We start from the raw sequence: 10457 nt of genomic DNA on the forward strand, positions 1-10457 counted from the left end.
AGAATTAATGCTTGCTCCACGTAAAAAAGTTTTTTTGTATTGATTTCAACAATTAACTAGTTATTCTTAAAAGAAGAATAATATGCTAGAAGACAATAAAAAGGATTTAGAAGAATTTGACAAAACCCTATTTTCAGCAATTAAAAATAGCGAACTTGAAAAAATTCAAAATACAATCATCAAAGGTGTTAATTTAGAGCAACCTGGATATGAGGAATTAACTCCTTTACAATTAGCGTTAACTCTTGGAAATCTTGAAATCGTTAAGATTTTGACTAACGCTGGTGTAAATGTGAATAATGCAGTAAATGGTTGTTCACCCTTAGAAATAGCTGCTAGTTCTGGGAAAATTCAAATCGTAAAATTTCTGCTTGAATCTGGAGCTAACCTAAATTCTCAAAACTTATCTGAATGGACTCCTTTGATGGTAGCTATTGATGCTGGCTGTGATGATATTGCTCGTCTGTTAATTGATGCCGGAGCGGATATCAATATAATTAACGACGATAATCATACAGCATTGAATATTGCTTTAAGAGAAAACCGATGGAAACTAGTTGAATATTTATTGCCCTTATTATCTTTAGACGAACAAAAGTATGCTGAAGAACAACTTCAATATCGAAGATTTCACCAAGGAAAAAGATTATTAGCAGCGACTAGAAAGGGAAAGACAGATATAGTTAAAAAGGTTTTAAAAACAGAAATAAATATTGAAGATATAGGTGCTGCACTAATTTTAGCTTCTAATGAAGGGTATAAAGATATAGTTGGTCTCTTGCTAGAAAGTAATATAGATGTGAATTATTCTGATAAGAATGAGTGTAATGCTCTCATGTACGCAGTAAAAAATGGTCATCTAGAAATAGTCAATATTCTATTGAAAGCTGGTGCAAATTCCAATTTAAAGAATAAAGAAGGGTATACAGCACTTACTTACGCGCAAAAATCTGGGCATACTGAAATTGAAAATTTACTTTTAGGCACAGATGTATTGAGACAATAAAGTCTGACACTGGCGTAGCCCAAAAGCCAAGGACAAACGCATTTCAATAGACTGTACAAAGAAAATGATTAGCTGAACTGGAGAATAATTAGTTGAACTAGAGAATAATTAGCTGAACGAGAGCAGAGGTACGCGCTCGCGCTACAATATGACGGTTGTGTTTGCTACAGCCACAATCCACAAAGTTTTGCTGTAACACCAGTTCAAGTTTTTATTCTCCTAGCTCAAACTTATGTATGTAGAATAAAACTGCCGAGTCTAGGTAATTATTTTTGAGTGTGTCCTGAACTAGGGACGTAAAATTCGCGCTTTGGGAGCATCTTAAGTTCAGCTAACTATTCTCGTTGTACATAGACTCGTCCGAAATATGATTTTGGTGCAAAAAAATGGTAGAAAGTAAAGTTGACCCTCTACCAAGACTTAATTAAATGATTAGTACATTCGATTATATACAAAAGTACCCCTCGCGCACAAAACAAGTTTTGGGTATAAGTTATGACCAATTTACTGACAAAAGTAAATTGCGCTAAACAACTTCATGAAGAAGAAAAGTTTAAACTAGAACAACAAAAAGTTAGAATACATCGTCGTGGAGGTGGACGCAAAGAATTGTTATCCATACCAGAACAAGTATGTTTGTGTTTATTCTACCTAAGATTGCGGGAGCAAAGAAGGAGGAGATTGATGACCACGAGCAGCAGCAATGGCAAGGGTCAGATATTCAAGGACATCACGATGTTGAGACTGAAGAGTTGTAACCACAGTCAACATTCGAGTCACAAAAGTACTCCCTGCTAGAGTTTGAGAACCAAAACTGGTACGTCGCTAGATAACGGCAGGGCGAATAGCTCTTTCAGCAGCATTATTCGTCGGTTCCACACCCTCTGTTGTCACAAAAAGCCACATCGCCTATGGGTTTGCAGATAACGTGAAATTTTGGGAACGAGTTTACAGGGGTTTCAGCCGCCGACCGTCGCGCATAAAGTGAAATCGGTTGTGGGACAAAGGTCTTAGCCTTCTAGCGCATTCGCGCATAAATTGCCATTTTGCATCTAATCACGGAAATTCACGGAATTTTGGAGAATACTAATAATATTTTCTACCTAAAAATCCGGACATTCCATAGAAAAGCTGCTTGACTCCCTTCCGAACGAGAGTGCGTTGGCGATGCGATAGCTTCGCTTGCGCCAAAGGCGATCGCACCTTAAAAGTGTTTTTTTAAAAGCATTTGGGCTAGAGTTAAATCCACGCGATTTATCAATTAGTCGGGGGTTTTAATCATGCGTAAGTTTGTAGCAGCTATAAAATCTGGTGATGTAACTAAATTACATCAACTTATTGCTAGCGATAAAACTAGTATCAAGGAAGCAAGTGGAACAATAATTTTAAGTGAAGCTGTCCGCGAGAATAATGTAGAAATTGTTCGCTTATTAATTGAGTTAGGGGCTGAAGTTAATGATGAAGATAGGGTACTTTATGATAATGAGACACCTTTAGCTATAGCAGCTTCTAAAGGAAATTTGGCAATGCTGAAATTACTGATTGAAGCAGGCGCAGTTGTAAATATTCCCTTAAAAGACCCTGAATATTGGACACCACTAATGTGCGCTGTAAGCAGTGGTAATTTTGATGCCGTCAAACTCTTGGTTGAAGCAGGTGCAGATGTAAATGAAATAAGAGATGGCGGAAACTTTCCTTTGGCAGTAGCTGCTAACTGCGATTATCAAGAAATTTTTGCTTATTTAGCTCCTTTAACAAATCCAGAATTACGACAGCAGGTCGAAACTTAGTTTTGAAACCAAGGTTTAGCAAGACGGACAAGCTATCAGTTTGCCTTGATAGATTTGCCCACAGAAACACCCTCGCTGCGTGGGGATCGCCGCGTGTTGCAATTCAGTGCTGAGGTGACCAAGCCTTTAGAACCCGGTCGCCTGATGCATGATTATAGTTTCACTGGCGTTGCAGGTCAACAGCTCTTCTACGATGGTATGTTCGCCGATGGAGCTACTGTGGGTACTGACACTGTAACAGCTCGCTTAATTAGTCCTTCGGGCAACATTATTTTCAATCCAGGGTATCTTGAGGGTTATTCCACGGCAGATGTTGGTCCGTTCACCCTCACAGAAACCGGAACTTACAATCTTTTGCTTTCTGGCGAGAAAGATACGCCAACTGGATACCGTTTCCGGCTGTGGGATTTGGCTGATGCTCGCTCAATGGAATTGAACAAACAAGTTAAGGAGAACTTGCTGCGCGGCAATGATACCAACCTCTATAAATTTACTGGCACGGCAGGTCAACGTTTGTACCTTGATGGAATCTCTGGAAGTGATGCCAGATGGAAGCTATACCGCCCTGGCGATCGCTTGGTGCTAGCAGACAACTATATCACAGATGATTTTGAACTGTTGCTACCAACAGACGGGGAATATATTCTGGCAGTTTCTGGCTATGGGAACACGCCGACACAGTACGGTTTCCAAGTCATCTCAACGAAAGCCGCAGCTTCTATTGTCACACCAGGAGAGGGTGAATCAAACAAAAGCGGTGAGGATAATGGTACTTACCGGGTCAGAATTGATGTCACAGATGGTCGCGGCGGCAAGGCGATTCAAGATTATAAAATTCGCGTTGCACCAGAACCAGGAAATCATGCACCAACTATCATCACAGATGGGGTAAAAGCGGGTTTCAATGGTTGGCGCTATGTTTATGATGTTGATGCCGACGATGCCGATGGTGACACCCTGACCTATAGGTTAATGGATGCGCCCAGAGCAATGTTCATTGATGATGTCACAGGCAAAATTATTTGGTCAAGCCCAGAAGTTGGCACTCATCAAGTGACAGTGCGCGTGGAAGATGGTCGCGGTGGTGTTGATACGCAAACAATCGACTTAGTGATTAGCGATACTGTTCCCGGTACTGTCAAAGGGACTGTATACGCAGATATTGATAGTGACGGCAAGCGGGATTTGACTAATCCGAACAATATGACACCAGATAACCGGGTTGTTATCGGTGAAACCTTCAAGGATATATACACCGCTTATAACTTGGGAAGCCCAAATGGCGTACCGCCAATGTTGGGAGGAATGACCTTCAAACGGAATGCCGATGGTACGGTTGACTTCAACACGATATTGATTGGTGGTGCAGCGGATAGCTGTGGCGGCGTCATCATGGAACTGAAAGTCCAGCGAGGGGATGGCGGTCACATTATTGGGTTTGACGACGATGACGACCCAACAACTCCCTATGTTGCTAACTACTACGCTTACGCCCCATACATTGATGCTGGTCTGGTTTACTATACCTCTGAGAATAAATTGCTAGCCAGCAGTGTGAAGGGTAGCTTGCGCGGTTTGCAAGAAGTTCCCGAGGGTCTACCTGGTGCAAGACAACTCAAATCCACTGGTGCAAACAACACTTTCTCCACTGTCAACTATTCTCCTGATGGCGCTATTACTTCAATTGAGATTGAGACAACAGTAGGGGACAGACCTGGTGGTTTTGTGTATATGCCCGTGACCGCACCCAAGTTTGAAAATGGTGCTTCTTTACTGCTGGCAGAATGGAACAATGACTCAATAAACGCCTATGTGTTGTGACCTGCAATCATAAATGTCAAAACCTGCAATCAAGATTTTTTCAAACCAGAATTATTTGCAACTGAAATTACGTCTCAACCAGGATTATTTGCTTTTGAACCAGGATTATTTGCAACTGAACCTGCAATCATGCAAACAAACCAGGATTAACTGCAACTAGACTTGTGTTCAGAAACTCATGGAGCTACCGAATAAATTTACTTTGAATTTTTTACCGACTTTCTTGACCACACAACAGGTAGTAGATGGTTGATTCAGTCTAAAAATCGGCAGTAAAATAAAGGGTAGTTTATTTTACTGCTAGTTGCATTTAATTCTGGTCTTTGACGAAATCACTATGTTGACAATTCGGGGGAATTTTTTTGAGTAAGCTGCTAAACTACCGTTTGGTGCGACTTTTGGCTAGTTGCAAATAATCCTGGTTCAAGTAGATGATTGCAGGTTCAGTTGCAAATAATCCTGGTTCATTTGCAGCTAATTCTGGTTTGGTCACTCCCTTAGTTGCAAATAATCCTGGCTGAAAAATGTCTTGATTGCTGGTTTAAGCATTTATAATTGCAGGTCGCAACAGCTACGGGTAATTCTGTAGAGATTGATTACGATCCAGCTAATTCTCTGCAAACAGCATTAGATGCTAATGGTAATCCTACCACTTACGAGTATGATACCAGAGGCAATGTAGTACGGGTTGTTGATGCACTTGGTCATCAAACTCAGATGAAATACGATGACGACAATAATCTGTTACAAGTTACCAACGCAAACAATCTCGTCACCAAGTATGAGTATGACGAGTTTGGCAACCTGAAGTCACGCACAGAGGAGTATTGCGGTTGTCCTACTGTTGTGCCAGGAGTTACGTACTACACTTACGATAAATACGGCAATATGACAACGCTGGTGACACCAACTGGTGCATCTATGACAATGGATTATGACCGTTTCGGTAATCTGCTGGCAATGAAAGATGGCTTAGGCAATGTTATTCAGTCTTTCACCTATGATGCAGTAGGACAAGTGGAAACTGAAACTGATTCCACAGGAACGACAACATACCAATATGACGACTTTGGCAATGTCGTGACGACCATTGACGCTGATGGCGGCGTGACAACTTCTGAGTACTACGCTGACGGCAAGCTGAAACGGATGGTTGAGGATATGGGGACTCCTGGTGATACCAGTGATGATGAAGTTTCCACTTTCGAGTATGACAAACTCGGACGCGAGAAATTTGCTGACTACGGCAATGGCATTTGGGTGAAATACGATTATGAAGGCGCTGGTGGTGATTGGACCAAGTTGGAAGCACCAACTATTGGTAAAATGGAGCGCAAGTTAACGGTTGATGGGAAGTTAGCAGGTTGGGTGACTCCTGATGGTGATACGCCGACGTTCAAGTACGATATTGCGGGACGGTTGTTTAGAGAAACTGATGCTTCCGGTAATGATGTGACTGAATACGGGTATGATGCTGCCGGACGGTTAACGAGCGTAAAAGACTTGCGGACGGGCGCAACCACCACCAAGAAGTATGATGCGGGTGGTCGGGTCATTGAAGAAGTTAATGCCCTCAAGCTATTTACCCGATACAATTACAACACGCGCACTGGTCGCCTTGACTCTACGGAGAGCGGTAAGTATTTAACCAACACGGCTGGTCATATTGTCACCGACGCACAAGGAAAACCCGTAGTCGATACAACTGTTGAGCTCCGGGCTTATCGCTACCAGTATAATGGTTTACAGACAACAGTCATTGACCCCTTAGGACGCAAGACAACTAGTGTTAGTGATGATTACTACTTGCCCAAAGAAATTATTTATCAACTACGCGATGGGAGTAAATTCACTCAGAAAACAGAATATCTTTACGCCAATAATCTGCAAGAAGCCAAAGATTATCCAACCAGAATCATTGATATAGGTGGTAATGACCGAGTGTTCGGATACGATGCACAGGGCAGATTAAAAACTGCAACTGACCTTGCTAGCAATACCTACACCTACGATTACGATGATGATGGACTAGCTAAAATCACCTCACCCACAGGCGAAACTCTCCAGTATCAGTACGATGCACTTGGTAATTTAGAAAAAGTCACATTCGGCAATAATACCTTTAAACAAATGTCCTATCGTCCTGGCGACAACCGTTTGGAAACAGTGACATTACCAAGTGGAGAAACCATCGAGTACGATTACTATGAATCGGGACAAGTGAAAACCCAAACAACTAAGAACAACGGTGTTGTCACAGATACAGTTAGCTACACTTATACCACTGAGGGCGCGGTCAAGACAATGACCGACAGCACTGCTACTACGACTTATCGCTACGACAGCAACAACCGTCTCGAAGGGATGGATTCTGCTAACGGTAGTAGTATTAGCTACACTTACGATTCCGTTGGACGTACTAAGACTGTCACCGAAAAAGGTTCTGCCAATGCAACAGCGTACACCACCGAGTATGATTACGATGTGTTTGGTAATTTGAACTGGATTAAAGACCCTGTAGGCGGAATTACCACAATGAAATATGATGTGGTCAACAGGTTGAAAGAACGTACCTTACCCAATGGTGTGAAAACCGTCTATGAATATGATGACCTCGATAGAACTAAATCTATCGTCCACACTAACGCTATTGGGCAAGTGTTAACGTCTGTCACCTACGAACGTGAGGGAATCGGAGAACCAAGCAAGATTACCTGTGAAGATGGTTCCTATGTCAAACTCAAATACGATACCGCACTACGGGTTGAGAAAGAATCGTACTACAATGCATCGGGTACATTGTTGAAAGAAACAACCTATACTTATGATGCTTCTGGCAAGCGTCAGGCACAGTCAACGAGTGGTGGTAATCGCACTTTCAATTACACGGATGGCTATCAATTAGATACTGTCACTGAAACTGGCGAGACCGAGAATTACGATTACGACACCGATGGAAGGTTGACGCTGATAAACAGAGATGGCAAGACGCTCGATCTAGACCACGATGCTTATGACCGTCTCACGATTGTTGAGAATGAAACCACTGGTCAAACAACACAGTATACTTATGATGGTGCTGGTAACAGAGTTAAGGCAGTATCCGGTAGTACTGAAAGAAGATTTTTGGTAGCACCGGCGATGGGTGGTGGTTTAGAATCAACTGATTTAATTACCGATGCTGCTGGTAATCTGATTTCCAACTACATCTACGCTGGTGGTTCAAGTCCGTTGATGCGAATAGGCGCTGATGGCAAGCCAGTGTACTATTTAACTGATGCGATGGGTACTGTTATTGGGTTAGCTGATGGTCAAGGGGCGAGTGCTGGTAAGTTCCTCTATGATGCTTTTGGTAACATCTTGTCACAAGTAGGTGATAATAATAGCGCTGCGGGTGGTGACTTCAGGTTCCAAGGGCAATGGTTAGAATCTGAGAGCGGACTGTATCACTTTAGAGCAAGGGATTATGACCCAGCAACGGGATTGTTCTTAAGTCGTGACAGAGTTGATATTATTGAGACACAGCCGGAGAGTTTTAATCCCTATCAGTTTGTGTATAACAACCCGTATATTTATAGCGACCCGACAGGGATGTTTACGCTGGTTGAACTTAACTCGACTCAAAACTTTCAAGATATCTTACAAACTATTCGATATGAAGTGCAACAACAAGCAAGGGAATATATTATAGATAAAGCAAAAGAAGTCATTAACGATGCAGCTATTTCTGCTCTTCGTGCAGTAATGCCCATTGATGTAAATTCTGTATTTAACTTCTTCAAAGCTAACAATTTACTTGAGGCAGGAAACGAATGGGCAGGTAGTGCTAGTAAACACGTCAATAACCGTTTTGAAAATGACCAAAACTTTCTTGACAACATATATATTGAAGTTCCAGTTGACCCCAAATCAGGAAAACCATCAGGCAACGGCGCGAATATAAGAGACTTTTCTGTATTCAGGCTATTTCCCGAACGAGCTTTCGATTTAGGTGGAAACCCAAACCATCCAAGGCCAGATTATATTATCAGACCTGATGCACCTCGAAATACAAGTGAAAGAAGTTGGTTAATTGGTGATATTAAGCTAGCAGTCACGACTATGATTAACAGTTATTTTGAGAGAAAAAATCAGCAAGAGCAATGGCAGGCTATTGCTCAACACGCAGCCAACTATGGTTATCGCTTTGCCGGTTTCTTTACACTATGGTCTGGAACTTCAGCAGAGAATGAAAAAGTGCGGAAAGAGGCTTTTAAGGATGGTATTGTTGTAGTCATCCTATCTTTAAGGGAAAAGAGAGGATTTCGCTCCCCTCTATAGCAATCAGCAATCATGTATGGCTTATAAGTTTTGTCTTCTTTATAAGTAGAGTAAAGATAAGCTTTTTAGGAAAAGTAAAACTTATCTTTGTTTACTGTAGTAAGATTTATCAGGAAATAATACCAATGATGTCTAATCAAAATGATGAGCCAGAAGAAATTGAAACACTACTCTTTGATGCTATTGATTCTGGCGATTTAGAAACCGTCAAAAAAATCTTGTGGAAAGGTGTAAATAATAATCAATGCCTGTTCAATTTTGGTTATACGCCTCTTGAATATGCAGTCGAAAAAGGTGAATTGTCAATTGTACAAACTATGTTGTCAACTGGAGTCAATATCAATGCAGGAGCTACACAATTTCCACTGGATATTGCTGTTAAAGCAGGACGAGCAGATATAACTTTAGCTTTTCTTCAAGCAGGAGCAGAGGTTAATCTCAATCTTGGTGACGGATGGACACTCTTAATGAGCGCTGCCAATGCTGGTCATCTTAGTATTGTGAAACTCTTGGTTGAAAGAGGTGCTAATATCAACGCCACTACAGAACAAGGGGTTAGCGCTCTAATGTGTGCTGCTCGTGAGGGATGGCAAGCGGTATTCAATTATTTAGCTCCTCTAAGTTCTCCAGAAATTAGAGAGCAAGTAGCTAAACAACTTCCCACAGGGTTACTGTATCCTCACAGGAAAAATGACTTATTGATTAATGACTTTATTCTAGCTGCTGGACAAGGAGATGTTGATGTTGTAAGAAATGCCATTTTTGCCGGAGTAGATATTGATACTGTTGATACTGATGGCAATTCTGGGCTACACTTGGCGATTCTTCACGATCAATTAGATGTAGTTCGATTTCTGATAGAAGCTGGGGCTAATATAGAGATTAAGCATGAGCGGTATGAAACCACTCCTTTAATTACAGCTGTTACAAGAGGACAACTCGAAATAGTGCAATTTTTAATTGATTCTGGTGCAGATGTACATGTGAAGCATGAAGGTAGCACACTTTTAGCTTTAGCTGTAGAGCAAGCAGTTTCGTGGAAACAGACAGAGCGTAAACTCCAATATATGGATATTATCAAAACTCTGATTCGGGCAGGAGTAGATATAAAGATAAAAGACTTCTCTGGCAAGACAGCTATAGAAATTGCAACTCATAAAGGTGAGATTGAGATTGTTCAACTTATCCGAAAAGCTGGAGTCAAAGAAAACTGAAAGAATTTTTGAGTCAGCAATGATTACTACTGACCCGGATGGCAATTGTTGACAACAATTGCTAATCGTAAAACGCTCTTTACAGTCTATCAACTCTAAGTCTTATTCCGACCTATTTTCTAGATTCTTTATTCTTGATTCTATATTCAAGAAAGCTTCGCCACCTTAGTATTTTCACGCATTCAACTGCCAACCTCACAACCAAATTAAGTAGACTCATCATTGTGATATAGATAACCAACAAGCCATTATGCAAGAGGGAGTTTGTACCAAGAACAATACTCCTCATTAAGAGGAGGGGGGGAT

At 41.4% G+C, this 10457-nt stretch carries 5 protein-coding genes and 1 pseudogene; 5 read left to right on the top strand and 1 reads right to left on the bottom strand.

The features are described 5' to 3' along the window. Positions 1 to 82: 82 nt before the first annotated feature. Complete coding sequence (locus F7734_RS43305; RefSeq protein ID WP_155750554.1) at positions 83 to 1006, top strand: ankyrin repeat domain-containing protein; 924 nt, start codon at positions 83 to 85, stop codon at positions 1004 to 1006. 651 nt (positions 1007 to 1657) lie between these two features. Here F7734_RS43305 and F7734_RS43310 read toward each other — a convergent pair. After that, positions 1658 to 1915 (bottom strand): annotated as a pseudogene (locus tag F7734_RS43310) (transposase); the annotation flags it as partial. Positions 1916 to 2286: 371 nt separating this feature from the next. Between F7734_RS43310 and F7734_RS43315 the strand changes: the two are divergent. The 4 genes from F7734_RS43315 (at position 2287) to F7734_RS43330 (ending at position 10151) form a co-directional block, all read left to right on the top strand. Then, positions 2287 to 2796 (top strand): ankyrin repeat domain-containing protein, encoded by a 510-nt coding sequence (locus F7734_RS43315; protein WP_155750555.1) that lies wholly within the window; start codon positions 2287 to 2289, stop codon positions 2794 to 2796. A gap of 45 nt (positions 2797 to 2841) precedes the next feature. Continuing rightward, positions 2842 to 4617 carry a putative Ig domain-containing protein gene (locus F7734_RS43320; protein ID WP_155750556.1) on the top strand — a complete coding sequence of 592 codons (1776 nt, stop codon included), beginning with the start codon at positions 2842 to 2844 and terminating at the stop codon, positions 4615 to 4617. 555 nt (positions 4618 to 5172) lie between these two features. Next, entirely contained in the window at positions 5173 to 8937 is a 3765-nt protein-coding gene (locus tag F7734_RS43325) for an RHS repeat-associated core domain-containing protein (protein ID WP_155750557.1), read from the top strand. Between the two features lie 125 nt (positions 8938 to 9062). After that, positions 9063 to 10151, top strand: coding sequence for an ankyrin repeat domain-containing protein (locus F7734_RS43330; protein WP_155750558.1), 1089 nt, complete (start codon positions 9063 to 9065; stop codon positions 10149 to 10151). Positions 10152 to 10457 lie beyond the last annotated feature (306 nt).

The sequence above is a fragment of the Scytonema sp. UIC 10036 genome (assembly GCF_009725235.1).

Bases quoted from the DNA above. Each gene is read 5' to 3' on its own strand.
- F7734_RS43305 (WP_155750554.1), top strand. From the start codon at position 83: ATGCTAGAAGACAATAAAAAGGATTTAGAAGAATTTGACAAAACCCTA.
- F7734_RS43315 (WP_155750555.1), top strand. From the start codon at position 2,287: ATGCGTAAGTTTGTAGCAGCTATAAAATCTGGTGATGTAACTAAATTA.
- F7734_RS43330 (WP_155750558.1), top strand. From the start codon at position 9,063: ATGATGTCTAATCAAAATGATGAGCCAGAAGAAATTGAAACACTACTC.